Annotated in this window: 20 protein-coding genes; 10 read left to right on the forward strand and 10 right to left on the reverse strand. The window is 68.6% G+C overall.

The features are described 5' to 3' along the window. Positions 1–20: 20 nt before the first annotated feature. The 3 genes from Strain318_RS11325 to Strain318_RS11335 all read left to right on the forward strand — a co-directional run bounded on the left by Strain318_RS11325 (position 21) and on the right by Strain318_RS11335 (position 2480). A complete protein-coding gene (locus Strain318_RS11325; RefSeq protein ID WP_367885806.1) occupies positions 21–560 on the forward strand; it encodes a hypothetical protein in 540 nt (179 codons plus the stop codon). A gap of 74 nt (positions 561–634) precedes the next feature. Further along, entirely contained in the window at positions 635–1024 is a 390-nt protein-coding gene (locus Strain318_RS11330; RefSeq protein ID WP_367885807.1) for a response regulator, read from the forward strand. Continuing rightward, positions 1014–2480: a PPC domain-containing protein gene (locus Strain318_RS11335; protein WP_367885808.1), complete on the forward strand. Its 1467-nt coding sequence runs from the start codon at positions 1014–1016 to the stop codon at positions 2478–2480. Before Strain318_RS11330 ends, Strain318_RS11335 begins: the two co-directional genes overlap by 11 nt. Positions 2481–2497: 17 nt before the next feature. Here Strain318_RS11335 and Strain318_RS11340 read toward each other — a convergent pair whose 3' ends face one another. The 5 genes from Strain318_RS11340 to ubiE are packed head-to-tail and all read right to left on the reverse strand — an operon-like array spanning position 2498 to position 6803. Further along, positions 2498–2980, reverse strand: coding sequence for a metallophosphoesterase family protein (locus tag Strain318_RS11340; protein WP_367885809.1), 483 nt, complete (start codon positions 2978–2980; stop codon positions 2498–2500). Positions 2981–3007: 27 nt separating this feature from the next. Beyond that, positions 3008–3625 (reverse strand): UbiX family flavin prenyltransferase, encoded by a 618-nt coding sequence (locus Strain318_RS11345; protein ID WP_367885810.1) that lies wholly within the window; start codon positions 3623–3625, stop codon positions 3008–3010. Continuing rightward, positions 3622–4545 (reverse strand): UbiA-like polyprenyltransferase, encoded by a 924-nt coding sequence (locus Strain318_RS11350; RefSeq protein ID WP_367885811.1) that lies wholly within the window; start codon positions 4543–4545, stop codon positions 3622–3624. The genes Strain318_RS11345 and Strain318_RS11350 overlap by 4 nt, the downstream gene beginning before the upstream one ends. After that, on the reverse strand, positions 4542–6029 hold the full coding sequence (locus Strain318_RS11355; protein ID WP_367885812.1) for a menaquinone biosynthesis decarboxylase: 1488 nt from the start codon (positions 6027–6029) through the stop codon (positions 4542–4544). The genes Strain318_RS11350 and Strain318_RS11355 overlap by 4 nt, the downstream gene beginning before the upstream one ends. Positions 6030–6047: 18 nt before the next feature. Next, positions 6048–6803: a bifunctional demethylmenaquinone methyltransferase/2-methoxy-6-polyprenyl-1,4-benzoquinol methylase UbiE gene (gene ubiE, locus Strain318_RS11360; protein WP_367885813.1), complete on the reverse strand. Its 756-nt coding sequence runs from the start codon at positions 6801–6803 to the stop codon at positions 6048–6050. Positions 6804–6855: 52 nt separating this feature from the next. Between ubiE and Strain318_RS11365 the strand changes: the two genes are divergently transcribed. The 3 genes from Strain318_RS11365 to Strain318_RS11375 all read left to right on the forward strand — a co-directional run bounded on the left by Strain318_RS11365 (position 6856) and on the right by Strain318_RS11375 (position 9344). Then, positions 6856–7461, forward strand: coding sequence for an RNA polymerase sigma factor (locus Strain318_RS11365; protein ID WP_367885814.1), 606 nt, complete (start codon positions 6856–6858; stop codon positions 7459–7461). A gap of 250 nt (positions 7462–7711) precedes the next feature. Then, positions 7712–8281, forward strand: a complete 570-nt coding sequence (locus Strain318_RS11370) for an anti-sigma factor (RefSeq protein ID WP_367885815.1) — start codon at positions 7712–7714, stop codon at positions 8279–8281. Positions 8282–8285: 4 nt separating this feature from the next. Further along, positions 8286–9344, forward strand: a complete 1059-nt coding sequence (locus tag Strain318_RS11375; protein WP_367885816.1) for a bactofilin family protein — start codon at positions 8286–8288, stop codon at positions 9342–9344. A 1-nt stretch (position 9345) separates the two neighbouring features. On the opposite strand, the gene Strain318_RS11380 is transcribed toward Strain318_RS11375, so the two are convergent. The 3 genes from Strain318_RS11380 to Strain318_RS11390 are packed head-to-tail and all read right to left on the reverse strand — an operon-like array spanning position 9346 to position 12062. Further along, the gene (locus tag Strain318_RS11380) at positions 9346–10032 is read right to left on the reverse strand and encodes a GNAT family N-acetyltransferase (RefSeq protein WP_367885817.1); all 687 of its coding nucleotides are present in this window, start codon (positions 10030–10032) and stop codon (positions 9346–9348) included. Next, a complete protein-coding gene (locus Strain318_RS11385; RefSeq protein ID WP_367885818.1) occupies positions 10029–10913 on the reverse strand; it encodes a carbon-nitrogen hydrolase family protein in 885 nt (294 codons plus the stop codon). Before Strain318_RS11385 ends, Strain318_RS11380 begins: the two co-directional genes overlap by 4 nt. 18 nt (positions 10914–10931) lie before the next feature. Next, positions 10932–12062, reverse strand: a complete 1131-nt coding sequence (locus Strain318_RS11390) for an Mrp/NBP35 family ATP-binding protein (protein WP_367885819.1) — start codon at positions 12060–12062, stop codon at positions 10932–10934. A gap of 235 nt (positions 12063–12297) precedes the next feature. On the opposite strand from Strain318_RS11390, the gene Strain318_RS11395 reads away from it, so the two are divergent. From Strain318_RS11395 to Strain318_RS11410, 4 genes are read left to right on the forward strand one after another with little or no spacing between them, the layout of a single operon-like run. Beyond that, the gene (locus Strain318_RS11395; protein ID WP_367885820.1) at positions 12298–12864 is read left to right on the forward strand and encodes a pilus assembly FimT family protein; all 567 of its coding nucleotides are present in this window, start codon (positions 12298–12300) and stop codon (positions 12862–12864) included. Beyond that, positions 12864–13238, forward strand: coding sequence for a type IV pilus modification PilV family protein (locus Strain318_RS11400; RefSeq protein ID WP_367885821.1), 375 nt, complete (start codon positions 12864–12866; stop codon positions 13236–13238). The genes Strain318_RS11395 and Strain318_RS11400 overlap by 1 nt, the downstream gene beginning before the upstream one ends. Further along, entirely contained in the window at positions 13235–14413 is a 1179-nt protein-coding gene (locus tag Strain318_RS11405) for a PilW family protein (protein WP_367885822.1), read from the forward strand. Before Strain318_RS11400 ends, Strain318_RS11405 begins: the two co-directional genes overlap by 4 nt. Then, positions 14410–16299 carry a hypothetical protein gene (locus tag Strain318_RS11410; RefSeq protein ID WP_367885823.1) on the forward strand — a complete coding sequence of 630 codons (1890 nt, stop codon included), beginning with the start codon at positions 14410–14412 and terminating at the stop codon, positions 16297–16299. The genes Strain318_RS11405 and Strain318_RS11410 overlap by 4 nt, the downstream gene beginning before the upstream one ends. Positions 16300–16303: 4 nt before the next feature. Here Strain318_RS11410 and Strain318_RS11415 read toward each other — a convergent pair whose 3' ends face one another. Together Strain318_RS11415 and Strain318_RS11420 are read right to left on the reverse strand one after the other, a co-directional pair. Beyond that, positions 16304–17311 carry a DHH family phosphoesterase gene (locus Strain318_RS11415; protein WP_367885824.1) on the reverse strand — a complete coding sequence of 336 codons (1008 nt, stop codon included), beginning with the start codon at positions 17309–17311 and terminating at the stop codon, positions 16304–16306. Positions 17312–17343: 32 nt separating this feature from the next. After that, complete coding sequence (locus tag Strain318_RS11420; protein ID WP_367885825.1) at positions 17344–18816, reverse strand: amino acid permease; 1473 nt, start codon at positions 18814–18816, stop codon at positions 17344–17346.

An 18816-nucleotide genomic window follows, 5' to 3' on the forward strand; every position in this document is an offset into this window, starting at 1 on the left:
CTTCCATCCGGAGCCTCGTCGTGCCGCTACGCACCGCCATCACTCTCCTTGCCGTCTCGGCCACCGCGCTCAGCGCGCAGGCGCCGGACCCCGCCGCACTGATGCGCCGCTCACGCGAGGCCCTCGCGCCGATCCAGCGCATCGTGGGCCAGTGGGAGGGCGATGCCCGGGCTTGGGAAGGACCGGGCGAGCCGATCGCCGTGCGGCAGCACGAAGACGTCGTCTTCGGTGCCGCCGGGACCGTCATCCAGATCCGCGGCACGGGTCGGAATCCGCAGAGCCGTGCGATCGTGTTCGAGGCGGCAGCCACCATCTGGTTCGATCCCCAGGCCAACCGCGTCCGCATGCGCACCCACCGCGACGGCAACTCGGTCGAGCCGGAGATCGAGATCCGCCCCGACACGATCGTCTGGGGATTCCCGGTGCCGGGCGGCCGCGTGCGCTACGTGATCGCCCTCACCGACAGCACCTGGCACGAAGTCGGTCACTACGAGCGATCTGGCGCTCGCCCGATCCAGACCATCGAGATGCACCTGCGACGGACCGCGCCGCCGCGCTGAGCACCGCGCATGGGGAGTAAATCCACTCCCCACCATGACTTGCGGCCTCGGGGGGGACTGGGGAACTTCCCAGTATGCGCATTCTCGTCGCCGACGACGATCGGCAGTTCTCCCAGCTCGCCTGCCAGATGCTGGTGGCCTCCGGCCATCAGGCCATCCCGGCATACGACGGCGCCAGCGCGCTGATGGCGGCGATGCGCAGCCCCGCGCCGGACATGATCGTGCTCGACCTGCAGATGCCCGCCGGCGACGGCACGACCACGCTGGCCAAGCTCAAGCAGTCTGCCAGGACCGCACTCATCCCCGTGCTCGTGGTAAGCGCCACGACGGACCCTGCGATGCACGACCGGGTACGGACGCTGGGTGCTGCGGGCTTTCTCTCGAAGCCCATCGACCCCGACACGTTCATCGATGCTCTTGAAGCGTTTGCCCCGCCCGCGAAGCCTGGCCCCCGTGCTCGCTAAGCGGGCCGCGGTCCTCCTCACCGCCCTCGTCGCCCTTTCCTCCGGCGCTGCTCGCCTGCAGGCCCAAGAGCCGGATTTCATCGTCCTCAGCGCGTACGTCGAGGACGCCGGTGGCGCGCCGACGTTGGCGCCGAGCCGCACGATCAACCTCGTCCTCATCGCCAACAACAGGGGCGAGGGCACGGCCCGCAATGCGCGCTTGCGCATCGAACTGCGCGCGCCGGGCGTGGCCTTCGTGGACGATGCCGGCGCCCGCATGCGCGAAGTCGTCCTCGGCGACTTTGGTGGACGCGTGAGCGAGCAGGTGTTCGTGCCGGTGGTCGCGACCGAACGCACGGGAAGCATCGACATCGTCGTCACGCCACTCTACGACGGCCAGCGCGGCGCTCCTGTTGCGCAGCCGTTCGGGTTCCCGACCGGATTCCCCGGCGCGACGGTCGCCACGCAGGCGCCGACTACACCCTCGACGCCCTCGCGGCCAGCCGCGAACCCGTCGACACCGCCCGTGACGCGAGGCGGCGCGGCTCCGCCGCGGCCGACGGCCGGGACGCGGCTTTCGCGCGCGCAGATCCTCGCGCTCGAACCCGACTTGTCGCGCGTGATTGCCCCGAACGAGCCCGTCAGCGGCACGCTGGGCAGCCAGAGCCTCCTGCTCGACGACGGCACGCGCGTCGGCGTGTGGTACTACCAGGGCTCGCGTGGCGAGCGCATCACGGTCACGCAGACCGCCGGGGGCTTCGACTCGTTCCTGCTCCTCGGCCGCCAGGGCGCGTCGCGCGTGCTCGCCTCCGACGACGACGGCGGCGGCGGGTTGAACTCCCGCATCCGCCAGACGCTCCCCGCCGATGACATGTACGTCATCATCGCGAACACCATCGGCAGCGACGCGTCGGGCAACTACACGTTGCAGGTCGAATCGGATCGCGTACCGGCGGCGGTCACCCAGGGCGCGGGCTCGAACGCCGACGCCCGCCGCGGCGCGGCACTCGGCGGCCTGCTTGGCGCGGCCGCGGCCAACACCGCGCGCGGCGGCGCATCCGCGGGCAGCGAGCGCGGCGCTGCCGCCGCGACGAGCGCGGCGCCGATGACGGCCGCGCAGATCTTTGCACTTCCGCTCGATGAGTCACGCATCGTGCGCATGGGCGCCACCGTGCAGGGCGCGCTCTCCGCGAGCGATCTCAAGCTCACCGATAACACGTACCTGGACGTCTACTACTTCAACGGCTTCCAGGGCGACAAGGTCTCGATCACGCTGCGCTCCCGCGCGTTCGATGCCTACCTGCACTTCGGCGAGCTGGGCGGCAGTGCGGCGATCGCTACCGACGACGACGGCGGCAGCGGCACCGACGCCCGCGTGAGCGTGACGCTGCCGCGCACCGGCACCTATGTGATCATCGCGAACGCGCTGTCGGCGGGCGGCACGGGTGCGTACACGCTCGAGGTGCGGTCGCCGTGATGTAGCGCCGCGGGCGGCTAGTATGCGAGCTCGACGAGCTCCGCGCTGGCCGCCCCATCGGCGATCGTCAGGATCGCCACGCAGGGCTTGAGGTCGAAGCGCCGCGGCCCGGCCGCGCCGGGGTTGATGACCAACCGCCCGTCGACGCGCTCGATCACCTGCTTGTGCGTGTGGCCGTACACGCACACGTCGGCTTCATAGGCCGCGGCGACTTGGGCTGGCCGCGGCCGGCCCAACTCGTGCCCGTGCTGCACGTGAATGCGCAGGCCGCCGATCTCGACGTCGAGCGCCTCGCGCAGCGAGGGATCCCAGGGGTCATCGCAGTTGCCGTACACGGCCTGCGTCGGCGCGATCAGCCCGAGCTCCACCAGGATCGTGTCGCTGCAGACGTCGCCGGCGTGCAGGATGCGGTCCACCCCGGCGAAGACCTCATGCACCTGCGGGCGGAGCAGGCCGTGCGTGTCGCTGATCAAGCCGACGCGGATCGGGGCGGTCACCATGCGCTCGGCGTGGTCGGCACGGGCACGTCAGTCGTTCGCGGACTCGCCCCAGCGCGGTGCGAGCGTATTCGGCACGCCGAGGTGATCCAACGCCCGCGCGACGATGAAATCCACCATCTCATCGATCGTCGTCGGCCGATTGTAGAACCCGGGCGCGGCCGGCATGACCGTTGCCCCGGCCATCGTCACGCGCCGCATGTTCTCCAGGTGGATCAGCGAGAGCGGCGTCTCCCGCGTCACCAGCAGCAGCGGCCGCCGTTCCTTGAGCGCGACGTCGGCAGCGCGCTCGACGAGCGAGCGCGAGGTCCCCGCGGCGATGCTCGCCAGCGTCCCCATCGAGCAGGGGCAGATGACCATGCCGCCCGCCAGCGACGAACCCGACGCCGGCGCCGCGCCGCGATCGCCATCGTCGAACACCGTCACGAGCCGATCGAAACGCTCCGCTCCGACCGCCGCACGCAGTCCCGCGAGATCGCCGACCTCGCTCTCCGTCCGGAGCAGCCGAAAGCCATGCGAGCTCACGATCAGCGACACGCGACGCTCGGCCACCAGCAGCTGCTCGAGCAGGCGGATACCATACGGCGCACCGGACGCACCGGTAATCGCCATCACCAACGGCGCGTCGGCCGAAGCGGGGCGCATCATGCGAGCAGCATCCGGTCCGCCAGCACGAACGCCAAGAAGGTCATCGAGATCACGCCGTTCATCGTGAAGAAGGCTGCATCGAGCTTGCTGAGGTCATCGCTGTGCACCAAGGAGTGCTCGTAGGCCAGCAGGATGCCGACCGCCGACACCCCGGCCCACGCGAGCCAGCCCAGCCCCGAGGCCCAGACCGTCGCCCCGAGGGCGAGCACGGTCACCACGTGCAGCACGCGCGCGATCACGATGGCGCGCGGGACACCGACGCTCGCCGGAATCGAGTGCAGCCCCTGCGAGCGATCGAACTCGATGTCCGGCAGCGCATAAAGCACGTCGAATCCTCCGCTCCACGTCATCACGCCGAGGGTGATGGCGATCAGCAGCCACCACGGCTGGCTCCACGCGCCGGTCACGGCCAGATACCCGCCCACCGGCGCGATGGCGAGCCCCAACCCCAGCACCAGGTGCGCGTACCGCGTGAAGCGCTTCGTGAACGAATAGAAGCAGACCCACGCCAGCGCCACCGGCGAGAGGTAGAGACAGAGCGGATTCAGCTGTGCCGCCGCCCACACGAACAGCGCCGCGGCAATCACTACCGTGATCCACGCGTCACGCACGTGGATCGCCCCGCGCGGGATCTCCCGCTGCGCCGTACGCGGATTCTTGCGGTCGAACTCGCGGTCCACGATGCGATTCACCGCCATCGCCACCCAGCGCGCCGCCGTGAACGCCAGCACCACCCAGCCCAGCATCGCCCAAGTGATCTCCCACTCCAGCGAGGCGATCGTCACGCCCACCATCGCGAACGGCAACGCGAACACCGTGTGCGGCAGCTTCACGAAGCTCATCCAACGCGCGATGCGCCCTTCGCCCGCGAAGGTCTGCCCTTCGCGTCCGCCACCCGTATGCGTCGCCGTCGCGCTCACTTCTTCTCGATCCCCAGCGAGGCCCAGTACGCGTCCACCTTGGCCTTGGTCGCAGCATCCATCTCGATCACCGTCGGCCAGTTCCGCGTGAAGCCCTCCTCCGGCCACTTCTTCGTGCCGTCGATGCCCATCTTCGAGCCATAGGTGAACGCCCGGCTCGCGTGATCGAGCACGTCCACCGGCCCCATCGTGAAGCGCGTGTCGCGCTCGGGATCGATGTTGTTGAGCGCCACCCACCAGGCCTCCTGCGGATTGCGCACGTTCACCCACTCGTCCACCACGACGATCACCTTGGCCAGCGACATCAGGCCCGCGCCCCAGAGCGCGTTCATCGTCTTGTACGCGTGGCCCGGATACTGCTTCTTGATGCTCACCAGCACGAGGTTGTGGAACACGCCCTCGGCCGGCATGTGATAGTCGACGATCTCCGGCGTCGTCAGCTTGAGCAGCGGGAGGAAGATCCGCTCCGTAGCGTGCCCGAGATAGAAGTCCTCCATCGGCGGCCGCCCGACGATCGTCGCCGAGTAGACGGCATTCTTGCGCATCGTCACCGCGGTGACGTGCACGCGCGGGTACAGGTCCGCCTCGGAGTAGTAGCCCGTGTGGTCGCCGAACGGCCCCTCGACCACCAGCTCCTCCGCCGGATCGATGTAGCCCTCGATCACGATCTCCGCGTCCGCCGGCACTTCCAGATCGCAGGTCACGGCCTTCGTGAGCTTCACCGGCGCCTTGCGCAGGAAGCCCGCGAAGATGAACTCGTCCACGTTCGGAGGCAGGGGCGCACTCGCCGAGTACATCGATGCGGGATCAGAGCCGATGATGATGCACACCGGCATCTTCTCGCCCTTCTCCGCCATCTGTCGCCAATGCTCGGCGCCCGTCTTGTGGCGCTGCCAGTGCATCGCCACGTGCTTCTTGCCCATCTGCTGCACGCGGTACATGCCGACGTTGCGGATGCCGCGCTTCGGATCCTTGCTCACCACCGCCGTCATCGTGAGGAAGGGCCCGCCATCCTCCGGCCAGGTCGTGAGCACGGGGATCTTGTCGAGGTCGATCTCGTCGCCCTTCCACACGATTTCCTGGCAGCTCGGCGTGCCCGAGGCCATGCGCGGCGGGAACTTCGAGATCTCCAGCAGGCGCGGCAACAGCTGCAGCTTGCCAAGGAAGCCCTCGGGGACCTTGAGGTCCATCAGCTTCGTGATGCGGTCACCGTGCTCGTCGAGTTGCTTCACGCCGAGCGCGAGCGCCATGCGCGACATCGAGCCGAACAGGTTGATCGCCACCGGGAACTGCGAGACGGAGCCGTCGCGCAGGATCGGCTTCTCGAACAGCAACGCGGGGCCGCCGCCGGGCAGCTTCATCGTGCGGTCGGCGATCTCGCACATCTCGAGATGCACCGACACGGGGCGCGTGATGCGCACGAGTTCGCCGGCCGCGTCGATGGCGGCGATGAACTCCTGCAGGGTGTCGAGCGTCTGGGTCACGGCAGGGGGGAGTGGGGCTTACTTGGTGCCGACGTGCACGGCGGAGATGCCGAAGGTGAGCGTCTCCCAGGTCACGTCGCGGAATCCGGCAGCCGTCATCGCTGCGGCGAGCTTCTCCGTCTCCGGGAAGTTGGCCACCGACTTCGGCAGGTACGTGTACGCCGTCTTGTGCCCGCTGATGGCGCGGCCGATCAACGGCAGGATGCGGTGGAAGTAGAACAGGTACGCCGCCCGCACCAGCGGAACCCGCGGCGTCGAGAACTCGAGGATCACGAAGCGCGCACCGGGCTTCAGCACCCGATGCACTTCACGCAGCCCGGCGCCAAGGTCGGCGACGTTGCGGATGCCGAAGGCGACGATCGCGCCGTCGAACGCATCCTTCCGGAACGGCAGTGCCATCGCGTCGGCCACGACGGGCACCAACACCTCCCGCGGCGCCTTGCCCACCCCGGCCTGCAACATCGGCTGCGCGAAGTCCGCCCCGACGATCTTGCCCTCGAAGCCCTCGCGCTTGGACAACTCGGTGCCCACGTCGAGCGTTCCCGCACAGAGATCGAGATACACGCCGCGTGGGGACTGCGTCCAAGACAGCCGCTTGAGCGCGACCTTCCGCCAGCGGCGGTCGATGCCCAGCGAGAGCAGTCGGTTCAGCAGGTCATAGCGCGGCGCGATCTCGGAGAAGATGCGCTGCACGTACGTGCGCTTCCCCTGCACCGACGCGCCCTGGGCGGCGGCATCTGCCTCGCGCGCCTCTTGGTCGAGCGCTGTCGTCATAGAGGTGAAAGTTGCCCGGCGCGTGACGTACGGGCAAGTTTCTGTCCAGCGAATGGCGCGCCAAACTCTCGACCTGCCCAATCTCCCCGACGCGGACGTCGTCAGCCTCGCGCAGCGTGGCAACGAGAGCGCCTTCCGCGAGCTGATCCGTCGCTATGAGCGGCCGGTCTTCTCGCTCATCTATCGCATGGTGCGCGACAGCGCCGCCGCCGAGGACCTCGCGCAGGACTCGTTCATCAAGGTCCTGAATCACCTCGACAAGTACCGGCCCGAGTTCAAGTTCTCGAGCTGGCTGTTCAAGATCGCCAACAACGTCGCGATCGATTTCCTCCGCAAACGCCAGCTCGACACCATCTCCATCGACGGCTCGCCCCACGCCAGCACCGCCGCCGAGGTGGAGGCCACGTCGATCGAGCTCTCCGACAGCGCCGAAAGCCCGCTCGACGAACTCGCCTCGCGCGAGCTCGGGGCCATCATCGAGCAGGCCATCGCGCAGCTCCGGCCGGAATACCGAAACTGCATCATGCTCCGGCACGTCGAGGGACGGAGCTACGAGGAGATCGCGGCAACCTTGGACCTGCCGCTGGGAACCGTGAAGACCTACATCCATCGGGCCAGGCACCAATTGCGGGAAGCGCTGGAGCACCTGCGTGAATGAGTGGGAGATGGGAGAGGGATGTAGGGGCGGAGATGGAGAGACGGGAATGGGGGAGATGGGGGGGAGACGGGCGGGGTTTGGGAGAGGGCTGGAAGCCGAACTTAGACCGAACCCCTCCCGTCGGTCCCAACCTCTCCCAGAGAGACGTCTCCCTCCCCCCGCCCCTACCGCCCTCTCCCCTCTCCCAGCCCGCCAAATCGCGCTGAAACCGAAGCAAGACGAGAGACGTACGCACCACCAGGAGATCCCAATGCACCACCGCCACCTACTGCCCAACGAGCTCGACCTACTCGTCGACGGGGACGCCGGCTTCGGCCTGGCGCCCCTCAAGGCGCATGTCGAGACCTGCCCCGAGTGCGCCGAGCGTCTCTCGGCGCTCCAGGCCGTCGTCGGGCAGCTCGATGCCCTGCCTCACTTCGCCCCGCGACACGGCTTCGCCGACCGCGTGATGACCAACGTCCAGGTGATCGAACCTTGGCACGTGGCGCTGGTGGAGTCGGCGAAGCGGCTCGTCCCCGAGAGCACGGGAATGCGCGTGCTCGCGGCGACGGGTGCGGGGCTCGCGGCCACGACGATTTCGGGTGGCGCGCTGTGGCTGGCCTTCAAGGCCGATCTCCTGGGCTGGAGCGCCGGCGCGGCGCTCGAGCAGGGCGGACGTGGGGCTTGGGGCAGCGTCGCTGCCGCAGTCCGCACGATGGCAGGGGCGCTCGGCGATGGCACGACCATCGCGGCTGGAGCAGCGGCCCTCGCCGGATCGGCGATCTTCGCGATCCTCGCCTTCCGCCGGTTGGCTGCGGCGGCCCGCGCCAATCGGGGCTGACCCGATGCGCATCCTCAGACTGCTCGTCGCGACCTTGGCCCTGGGCCCGGTCGCGCTGTCGGCGCAGGTGTCCAGCGCCGCCCTCGATGACTCCACCCGCCACGCCCTCCGAGTCCTCGGCCTCACCACGGATGGGCTGCAGATCCGCGGCGATTTGACCTACGACGACACCGCGCGCGTCGCCGCTGGGGATACCCTGCGCGGTCCGCTGGTGGTGATCCGCGGGGATGCCGACATCCGCGGCACGGTGTTCGGCAACGTCACGGCACTCTTCGGCGATGTCATCGTGCGGGAGGGCGCCGACGTGCATGGCTCGGCCACTGCGTGGCGTGGGCGCGTGATCGTCGAGGGCGGACGCGTACGTGGTGCCCTCGGCGCGCGGCCCGTGGCAGCGACCACGGTGGCTAAGCCGCCGCGCACCACCGGCGAGGCCCTCGCGCTCGCCGCGGGGTGGGCGGCAATGCTCCTCGTGGTCGGCCTGCTCGCGCTGGTGCTTTCGGGGCGTCAGCTCGACGACACCGTGCGCACGCTGGAACGCGACTTCTCCAAGGCCTTCGCCATCGGCGTCGCCGCGGAACTGGGCTTCCTGCCACTGCTGCTCCTGACCATTACGGCTTTGGCGGTGACGCTCGTCGGCATCCTGCTCATTCCGTTCGTGCTCGTCGCCGCGCCTGTTGCCCTCGTTGGCCTCATCACGCTGGGCTGGCTGGCCACGGCGCTGATGATCGGTCGCGCGGTGTTCCGAAGCGCGGCAGAGAACGATCGCGGGGCGCTGCTCCGTGCCCTGCTGCCTGGCGCGGTGCTGCTCTTCGCTCCGTGGTTCATCGCCGCCGGCTTGCAGGCGTCGGGCAACGCCGCGGTCATCGCGCGCGCGGCCGCGTTCGCGATTGCCTGGGTGGCCGCGACGGCCGGGTTGGGCGCAGTCGTGCTCGCCCGTGCGAGCCGCCGCAAGGCGCCGCGTCCCGCCGCAGCCGCCGCGGGGTGGCAGACGCCGACGCCGATCGGTGGCGTCGCGACCGCACGTCGTCCCGTTCCGGCACGTCCGGAGACGACGCCCCGGTGAGCTACCAGGGCGGCACCGCGGCGTAGTCCGCCGCGGTCGCCACCGCCGGGTTGAGCCACTCGATGACGGCGGCCCACCCCAGCGACTCGGGGTCGAACTTCAGGTACCCCGGCACCACCGCGAGCACGTGGAAGCCGCGGTTGATCTGGAACGAAAGCGTCGGATCGCGCAACGAGCGACGCACGACGCGGCGCACGTACTCCTCGGCGCCCATCTGGGCGGCGTACTTGTGGTAGTTCCGCAGCCGCGCGCCGGCGCGGATGCGCAGGAGCCCGAGGCGCTCCGCGAGCTCACGTCGCGCCTCGTACAGGCGACCGCCCACCCCGCTCCCGCGCACCTCGGGATGCACCATCACCTCGGCGCCGTAGAGCGTGCGCCCGCGCCCCGGATCGTGGTTCGTGAACATCCCGCCGTCGGTGAACTCCTTCCACCGCGACTCCATTCGGTAATCGTCCCAGAAGACGATCAGGCTCGCGGCGTATCCGACGACCTCGTGCCCGCGGTCGACGGCAACGAGCTGCCCCTCGGGGAAGATCTCCAGATGCCGAGCGAGCTGCGCCGCGGACCATGGCGGCGCGCCCGGATACGTGCGTTCGCAGAGCGCGATGATTCCCGGGAAGTCGTCCGGACGCACGGGGCGCACCTTCACGTACCTGCGCCGCGACGGGACGTCGGGGCTGATGCTCACAGACTCACCTCGTCCACCTCGGCGACGACGCTGGCCGTGCGTTCGGAGTCGAGCAGCGGCAGCACCGTGCCGCTCGAGCGCGCGCGCTGGATCGCGCCCATCTCGAGCTCGGCGATGACCATCGTCTCCTGGTTCGGGATGCCCTCGGCCAGGATACCGTCGCGCGCGAAGGGGAAGTCGCTGGGCGTGAGGATGGCCGCCTGGCCGTAGTTGAGCGACACGGCGGGCACCATCGGCAGCGAGCCCACCGTGTGCGACGTGAGCACGTACATCTGGTTCTCGATGGCCCGCGCCTGCGCGCAGTAGCGCACGCGCAACATGCCCTGGCGGTCGTCGGTGCAGCTCGGCACGAGCAGGATCTTGGCGCCGCGGCGCGCCGCGGCGCGGGCGATCTCCGGGAACTGCACGTCGTAGCAGATGGCGATGGCGATCTTGCCGAGCTGCGTATCGAAGAGCTTGAGCCGATTGCGCGGCTTCACGATCCACTCCTCGGCCTCGAAGCGCGTCATGTGCAGCTTGGGCTGCACCTGGTGCGAGCCGTCGGGGCCGAAGAAGAAGCTCTCGTTGTAGATCTCCGCGCCGTCAGCGACGGGAATCGTGCCGGCGCAGATGTAGAGCCGGTGCTTGGCGCTCAGCTCACGGAAGAGCTCGACGTAACGGTCCACGAATCCCGCGAGGCGACGCACCTGCTGCCGGATGTCGGCGCGCACGTCGCCCAAGGTGAGCAACTGCAGCGTGAAGTACTCGGGAAAGAGCACCAGCCTGCACTTGTAGTCGGCCGCCGTCTCGACGAGGCCGCGCACCTGCGCGGCGAACTGGTCGAAGGTCTCGACCTGGCGGATGTGGTACTGCAGCGTGGCGACGCGGATCCGTTCGTCCATCCCAGCTCCGGGTTGAGGTCAGGCCGGAGCGCCCACCCCCAGTGCGGAGATGATCTTCCCGGCAACGTCGTTCAGCTTCTTCGCTGCCGTGGAGGTCGGGCCACTCACGACGATCGGCGCACCGCGGTCCGCGCCTTCGAGCACAGGCGGATACAGCGGCACTTCCCCGAGCAGGGGCACCTGCAGCTCATCGGCGAGGCGCTTGCCGCCGCCCGTGCCGAAGATGGCCATCGGCTTCCCCGTCTCCGGGGACTCGAAGTAGCTCATGTTCTCGACGACGCCCAGCACGGGCACGCCGACGCGCTCGAACATCTTGGCGCCGCGGAGGGCGTCGCCGACGGCGACTTCCTGCGGCGTGGTGACGATGACGGCGCCGGCCACCTGCGTGGCCTGCACCAGCGAGAGCTGCGCGTCGCCGGTGCCCGGAGGCATGTCGACGAGCAGGAAGTCGAGCCGACCCCAGTTCACGTCGCGCAGGAACTGGGTGATGATCTTCATGACGATCGGCCCGCGCCAGATGGCGGGCTGGTCACGCTCGATGAGGAATCCGAGCGAGATCACCTTCACGCCGTGCGCGAGCAGGGGCTGGATCTTGTCGTCCTGCACGGGCGGCGCCTCGTCCACGCCCATCATCCGGGGGATGTTGGGGCCGTAGATGTCGGCGTCCATCAGTCCCACGTGATACCCCAGTTTGGCCAAAGAGATCGCCAAGTTGGTGGTCACGGTGCTCTTGCCGACGCCGCCCTTGCCGGATGACACGGCGATGATGCGGCCGAGCTGCGGATAGCTCACGGGCTGTGGTGCGGCCGGGGCCTTCGGCGCGGTGTCGGCACCCATGACGGGCAGCGCGCGAGACTTGGCCTCGCCGCCCTTCGGCGGGGCGTAGTTGGCATCTGCCGCGGGTTCCGCGGCGTCCTTCACGTCCACCCGCACCTCGGTGACGCCCTCGACCTTCTCGAGGGCCTGTCGCACCTGCCGCGCCAGCGTCGGGTCATCCTGGGCCGCGAGCAGCAGGGTCACGCGGACCTTGCCCTCTCGGGTCGCGGCGATGTCGCGCAGCTGCTGCGTCTGGTAGAGCGAGGCGCCCGTGCGGGGATTGGCGATCGGGGCCAGGGCCTCGGCGAGGCGGGCCTGGAGAGTGTCGGTCATGGTACGCGGATGGTGGCGGCGAGGCACGAGCGTGCCCCCGAGAAGTCTAGTGACCTACCGCACGAATCACGACCCGCCGGCCCGGCGCCGTGCCACGATGTGACAGTGCGGCGTTGCCCACCTAGTGGCGCATACGTACCTTGACCATCCAGACGCAGTCCGAGCGCGTGACGGGGCCATGGCCCGGTCGTCCTGCTGTCGGGGTCCGTCTTGCCCGTCTTTCCGAGGTTGCCGCATGCCGAGAGGTGCACGCCCTGCGTTCACGCTGATCGAGCTCGTGATGGTCATGGTCATGATCGGTCTGATGGTGGCGATTTCCGCGCCGCGCATCGACATCATGGGCTACCGGGCGAATACGGCGATCCAGGTCGTCGGCACGACGGTCTTGGCCGCGCAGCGCCAGGCGCTGACGCAGCAGCACAACGTGATCGTGCGCTTCGACACGGCGAATCGCCGCCTGCGCGTGCACCAGGACCGCGACAATGACGGGGCCGTCGACCCGGGTGAGCAGTTGCGGGCGGTCCCGCTTGGCGAATCGATCGTGTTCGGGCTCGGCAGCGCGCCGGCGCGCGGCTCGCTGACGACCGCGATCACGTTCACGCTCACGTCGAACGGGGATCCCGCGGTGACCTTCCACCGCGACGGCTCGGCGAGCGAGGCCGGGGGGTTCTACATGACGACGACCCGCGCGATCGCGGGGGGCGACAAGCCGGAACACAGCCGACTGGTCGTGGTCGAGCGCGCGACGGGCCGGTCGGCGTCGTATCGATACCTGGGTGGCGAATGGAGGAAGGTGTACTGATGGCGAAGCGAGCGGGCTTCACGATCGTGGAGATTGTCGTGGCACTCACCATCCTGATGGTGGTGATGCTCGCGCTCATCACGCTCACGGGGCGTACGATGCACATCGCGGTCATCGCGGACCGTGAGCAAGCGGCCTTGCAGCTGGTGACGGACCGGACCGACGAGATCCTGACCGACCCCCGCTACGATGCGCTGGACTCGCTCTACGGCGGCACGGACAGCAGCTTCGCGACGTTGGCGGGCCTCCAACGCACCACGACGGTGCTGCACGTCGTCGACACGATCCAGGACTACAAGCGGATCACGGTGTCGGTGTCGGGGATCGGCCTCAACGCGCCGATCTCGCGCACGATCGCGGTGGCGGCCCCGTGACGGCGCAGGCGCGCCGACGCCTCGCCACCCGGCGCGGCATGACGTTGATCGAGATGATCGTCGCGCTGACGATCTTCTCGTTCATCATGGCAGGCGCGCTCTCGATGCTGCGCAGCGAGAGCAAGCGCTTCCAGCTCGGCGGCGAGCGCGCCGCGATGTACCAGAACGGCCGCTTCGCGATGAACGAGATGGAGAAGGACCTGCGCACGTCGGGGGCCGGGGCGCCGGACATCCAGCCGCAGATGGTGTACATCTCCGACAGCGCGATCGTGTTCAACGCCAACTACTGGACGAATACGCCCGGCGACGTCGAGGCGGTGTACTACGTCGCGACGGCGCCCGACAGCGCCGTGGCGGCGATGCGGACGACGGGCAAGATCACGATTCCCTACACCGCCATCCAGTATCCGGACACGAACTACCTGGTCGGCGGCGTCAACTCCTCGGCGGAGACCATCTCGTTCTGGTTCCGGCGGGACTCGTCGACGACGCGGACGGACGATTTCATCCTCTGGCGGCGCATCAACAACCTGCCGCCGGAGGTGGTGTCGACGAATCTCTTGCGGACGTCGGGGGAGCCCTTCTTCCGCTACTTCCGCCTCAGGGCGACCGCGACGGCGCAGTCGCTGGATACGGTGCCGCGCGCCTCGCTGCCGTGGCGCCATACGCGACCGATCCACCTGGCCGCCAACGACACCGGGACGGCCGCCCGCATCGACAGCATCCGCGCTGTCCGCGTGAGCTTCACCGTGACCAACGGCCGCTCGGGCAGCGACGAGCAGCTGCGCTCCATCTCCCGCCTCATCCGGCTCCCGAACGTCGGCATCGCGAACACCAAGACCTGCGGCGACGCGCCGATCTTCAGCGCCACGATCAACATCCTCGCCGACGTCGATCCGGCCGACAGCGTCCGCTACGTCCGTTTGTCGTTCCTGCCGTCCGTCGACGAGAACGCCGGCGAGCGGGACGTGGAGCGCTACGTCATCTTCCGGCGCTTCGGCAGCGCGACGGACTGGGGAGACCCATTCGTGACCATCCCAGGCGGCGACACGCTCTACATCTACAACGACCGCACCGTCATCAAGGACAGCACGTATCGCTTCGCCGTCGCGGCGCAGGACTGCACCCCCTCGCTGTCCTCGCTGCGCCAGACTTCCACGGTGACCATCCCATGACCTCCACCCGTCGCTCGCAGCCGCATCGGCTCAAGGCCCGCCCTGGCATCGCGCTTGTCATCGTGTTGATGGTGTTCATGGCGGTGGCCGCGATCGCCGCCGGCGCGTCATTCCTCGGGCTGAACACCTCGCTCATCTCGAGCTATCACAACCGCCTCTCGCTGCTCGAGAGCGTCGCGGATGCCGGCCTCGAGCAGGCCCGCTCCGCCCTGAACGGCAACCGCGCGATCTATCCCGACTCGGGTTACACCGTCTACGAGAACTCGGCCGCCGTGCTCGATGCCGCCGGCGCGACGATCCCGGGTGTCACCCGCAGCATCTACTTCGGCCCCACCGGCATCAGCACCGGCCAGTACGGCGTGTTCGGCAGCATCGTCACCGTCGTCGCCGACCAGTTTGGCAACCGCATCGTGCGGCGCATGGAGATCGTGCAGGAGAGCTTCGCGAAGTACTCCTACTTCACGGACATCGAGGGCACGATCGTGTTCGGCGCCAACGACGTGCTCTACGGACCCGTCCACTCCAACGACGACATCATCATCCAGAACGCCGCACCGGGCGCGACATTCTGGGGTAAGGTCAAGACGGGCGGCACGATCACGAACCGGAACCGTGGCAACTACATGGCCGGGTACGAAGAGAACGCGACGCTGATCGACTTTCCGGAGACGGCCGAGCTCACGCGCCTGCTCGCGCAGGCGACTGCCGGCGGCACGAACTTCACCAGCTCGACGGCGGGCGGTGATGACCAAGCCTCGATGCGCATCGAGTTCGTTGCGCTCGACCTCAACGCCGACGGCGACTCCACGGATGCGGACGAGGGGTTCTTCAAGGTCTATCGCGTCACGAACACGGCCAACGCGTGGTTCGTGACGGCAGACACCACGGGCAACTGGGGCACCAACGGCCTGCGTGACTCCCGCAACTGCGGACACACGCTGTCGAGCGGCACTGGAGCTCACTCGCACTTCCTCACATTCGACCGACACACGGGCACCACGAACTCGTCCGACCAACGCCCCTGGGCCCCGAACAACGGGCAGAATCGGCTCTGCTACCTCGGCGGCGACGACCGGCTGAACGACAACATCAACACGGTGGCCAATCCGCGGAACACCTTCCGCGTCGCCGAGGGCGCCACCGTCGCCGGTACGGACGACTGGGGCTACGGGGGCTGGCTGCAATGGACGGGTACGATCGATCCGCGCGTGACGGCGGTCCGGCCGCGTGACGCGGCCTTCCTGTGGCCGCTGTCGCGCGCGTTGAACCCGAACTTCAAGGGCGTCATCCACGTCACGGGCAAGATTGCCATCTCGGGGCGCGTCCGCGGCAAGGTCACACTGGCGGCGACGCGCAACATCATCATCGCCGACAACCTTCGCTATGTGACGAATCCCGGAGGCACGACTCCCTGCAACTCGCCGGAGCGAGACATCCTCGGCCTGTTCAGCGGCGAGGACGTGCTGATGGCGCACAACCTGCTCAATTCGCCGTCGCGCCCGGGCCCGGGCACGACCGGCTCGTACCGCACGTGGAACAACCGCGGTGGCGACGAAGTCGTGCATGCGGTGGTGCTGGCGCTCGACCAGTTCCGTGCCGCCTCACATGACCAAGGGCCCGACGACGCCGAAGACTGCCAAGGCGCGAACAACGAGCGCGGCTGCCTCTTCCTCACCGGCGGCATCATCCAGAACACGCGCGGCCCGGTGGGCATCACCGACGGGCGCGGGTACATCAAGCGCTACCAGTACGACGCCTGCTCGGGCAACAACCCGCCACCCTACTTCCCGACCACGGGCCACTTCATCCGCTCGCACTACTACGAAGTCGAGCCGACGAACTTCGACATCGACACCTACTGGGCGAGTCTCGTCCCGGCGCCCTGAGCGCCTAGAGGGTTGGCGAAAGCTCCACGTGACGGCGCGCGGCCTCGAGGACGCGCGCCGTCACCGCGTCGAGGGTCCCCGCGACCAGCGCGCCGGAGGCGCGCGTGTGCCCGCCACCGCCGAACTCCCGCGCCAGCGCGTTCACGTCCACGCCCGCGCGGCTGCGGAACGACACCTTGACCTTGCCGTGCCCGAGGTCCCGGAACAACATCGCGAGGCGGACGCCTCGCACGCTCCGCGGGTACTCAGAGATGCCGTCGAGATCCTCTGACGACACACCGAAGCGCTCGAGCGCGCCGGCCGCCACCCGCACCCAGGCGATGCCGTGGGCACTGTCCACCTCAAGGCTCTCCAGCGCCTCGCGCAGCAAGTGCAGTCGTCCCAGCGGTACGCTGCCGTAAATGCGATGGTACATCTCCTCGGGATCCACCCCGACCGTGAGCAGGTCCGCCGCCACCGCGAGACAGCGCGGTGATGTGTTCCCGAAGCGGAAACCGCCCGTGTCCGTGACGAGCGCCGTGTACAGCGACTTGGCGATCGCCGAGCTGATCGTCAGGCCCCGCTCGCGCGCGAAGTCATACACGAGTTCGGCGGTGGCGCAGGCCGCCGTGTCGCTGAGCATCGTCTTGCCCGGCGGCTCCTGCCCGGGCAGGTGGTGATCGATCACCAGCGCGTCCCGGGGCATCTGCCGCACGGCGTCGGCGAGCGCGCCGAGGCGGCCGAGGTCGGAGATGTCCAGCACGATGACGCGATCGACACCGGCGAGGGCCTTGGCACCCTCGGCCGACCGCTCCTCGACGTCGTCACCGAGCAGCCAGCGGAACAGCTCCGGCCACGGCGTCGGGTTCACGATGATGGCGCGGATCCCCATCTGCCCGAGCAAGCGGGCGAGCGCGGACTCCGATCCGCACCCGTCGCCGTCGGCGTTGATGTGGGTGCAGAGGGCGACCTGCATGCCCGGCCGCAACTCGGCAGCCAGCCGCGCGATCGCTTCGCGACGCGCGGCTGGCACCGTCAACAGGTCATGGACTTCGGGACTCAGGGTCAGCTCCCGGACTGCGCCAGCTTGGAATGGCGGCGTCCGTACAGGAAGTAGATCGCCAGGCCGAGGGCCATCCACACGGCGAGTCGCAGCCAGGTGTCCGGCGGCAGCGAGTACATGAGATAGCCGCAGACGATGATGCCGCCCAGCGGTACGAAGGGGACCAGCGGCGTGCGGAAGGGCCGCTCGAGTTCCGGCCGCTTGTAGCGCAGCAGCAGGATGCCCGCGCAGACGATCATGAACGCGAACAGCGTGCCGATCGACACGAGGTGGCCGAGGATGCCGATGGGGAAGAGCCCCGCGAAGAACGAGGCGAAGAGACCCGTGATGATCGTCGCGAGCCACGGCGTCTGGTACTTCGGGTGCACCTTGCCGAAGATCGGCGGCAGCAGGCCATCGCGCGACATCGCGTAGAAGATGCGCGGCTGGCCCATGAGCATGACGAGCACCACCGACGCGAGGCCGGCGATGGCACCGATGTTCGTGAGGTACTTGAGCCAGGCCAGCGACGGGCCAGCCGCGTCGAGCGCCACGTACACCGGCTCCGCCACGTCCAGCTGCGGATACGGCACCATGCCCGTCATGACCAGCGCCATGAGGATGTAGAGGACGGTGCAGACGGCCAGGGACGCGAGGATGCCGATCGGGAGGTCGCGCTGCGGGTTCTTGGCTTCCTGCGCCGCGGTCGAGACGGCGTCGAAGCCGATGTAGGCGAAGAAGATCACGCCGGCGCCGGCGAAGATGCCGCTCCAGCCGAACTTGCCGTTGATCAGGTTGCCCGCTTCGTCCGTGAGCTGCGCCGGGATGAAGGGGCTCCAGTTGGCCGCATCCACGTAGAAGAAGCCGAAGCCGATCACGAGCAGGACGATGCCGACCTTCACGTAGACGATCGCGTTGTTCAGCTTGGCGGATTCCTTGATGCCGAGCACGAGCAGCGTGGTCATGAGGAGCACGAGCAGCACGGCGGGCAGGTTGATGATCGCGCCCGTCCGCACGATGGTATGCGTGCCCTCGAGCGTGAACGGCGCAGAGGTCAGCGCGGTCGGCAGGTCGATGCCGATGTCGCGCAGCATCTGCGTGAAGTATCCGGACCACCCTACCGCGACGGTGCTCGCCGCGAAGAGATACTCGAGGATCAGGTCCCAGCCGATGATCCAGGCGAGGAGTTCACCGAGCGTGGCGTACCCGTAGGTGTACGCCGAGCCGGCGATCGGGATCATCGAGGCGAACTCGGCGTAGCAGAGGCCCGCGAAGGCGCAGCCCAGCCCGGCGATGAGGAACGAGATCACGATGGCCGGTCCGGCATGCTGCGCCGCGGCGGTGCCCGTGAGCACGAAGATGCCCGCGCCGATGATGGCACCGATGCCGAGCAGCGTGAGGTTCATCGCGGTGAGGGAACGCTTGAGCGTGTGCTCCCCGTCCCCGCCCGCCTCCTGCATCAGGACGGACAGGGGCTTGGTGGTCCACAGTCCCAT

This window comes from Pseudogemmatithrix spongiicola (assembly GCF_030623445.1).
Taxonomy (GTDB): domain Bacteria; phylum Gemmatimonadota; class Gemmatimonadetes; order Gemmatimonadales; family Gemmatimonadaceae; genus Pseudogemmatithrix; species Pseudogemmatithrix spongiicola.

Bases quoted from the DNA above. Each gene is read 5' to 3' on its own strand.
- Strain318_RS11395 (WP_367885820.1), top strand. From the start codon at position 12,298: ATGCCGAGAGGTGCACGCCCTGCGTTCACGCTGATCGAGCTCGTGATG.
- Strain318_RS11370 (WP_367885815.1), top strand. From the start codon at position 7,712: ATGCACCACCGCCACCTACTGCCCAACGAGCTCGACCTACTCGTCGAC.
- Strain318_RS11375 (WP_367885816.1), top strand. From the start codon at position 8,286: ATGCGCATCCTCAGACTGCTCGTCGCGACCTTGGCCCTGGGCCCGGTC.
- Strain318_RS11365 (WP_367885814.1), top strand. From the start codon at position 6,856: ATGGCGCGCCAAACTCTCGACCTGCCCAATCTCCCCGACGCGGACGTC.
- Strain318_RS11390 (WP_367885819.1), bottom strand. From the start codon at position 12,062: ATGACCGACACTCTCCAGGCCCGCCTCGCCGAGGCCCTGGCCCCGATC.
- Strain318_RS11410 (WP_367885823.1), top strand. From the start codon at position 14,410: ATGACCTCCACCCGTCGCTCGCAGCCGCATCGGCTCAAGGCCCGCCCT.
- Strain318_RS11420 (WP_367885825.1), bottom strand. From the start codon at position 18,816: ATGGGACTGTGGACCACCAAGCCCCTGTCCGTCCTGATGCAGGAGGCG.
- Strain318_RS11385 (WP_367885818.1), bottom strand. From the start codon at position 10,913: ATGGACGAACGGATCCGCGTCGCCACGCTGCAGTACCACATCCGCCAG.
- Strain318_RS11400 (WP_367885821.1), top strand. From the start codon at position 12,864: ATGGCGAAGCGAGCGGGCTTCACGATCGTGGAGATTGTCGTGGCACTC.
- Strain318_RS11340 (WP_367885809.1), bottom strand. From the start codon at position 2,980: ATGGTGACCGCCCCGATCCGCGTCGGCTTGATCAGCGACACGCACGGC.
- ubiE (WP_367885813.1), bottom strand. From the start codon at position 6,803: ATGACGACAGCGCTCGACCAAGAGGCGCGCGAGGCAGATGCCGCCGCC.
- Strain318_RS11330 (WP_367885807.1), top strand. From the start codon at position 635: ATGCGCATTCTCGTCGCCGACGACGATCGGCAGTTCTCCCAGCTCGCC.
- Strain318_RS11345 (WP_367885810.1), bottom strand. From the start codon at position 3,625: ATGATGCGCCCCGCTTCGGCCGACGCGCCGTTGGTGATGGCGATTACC.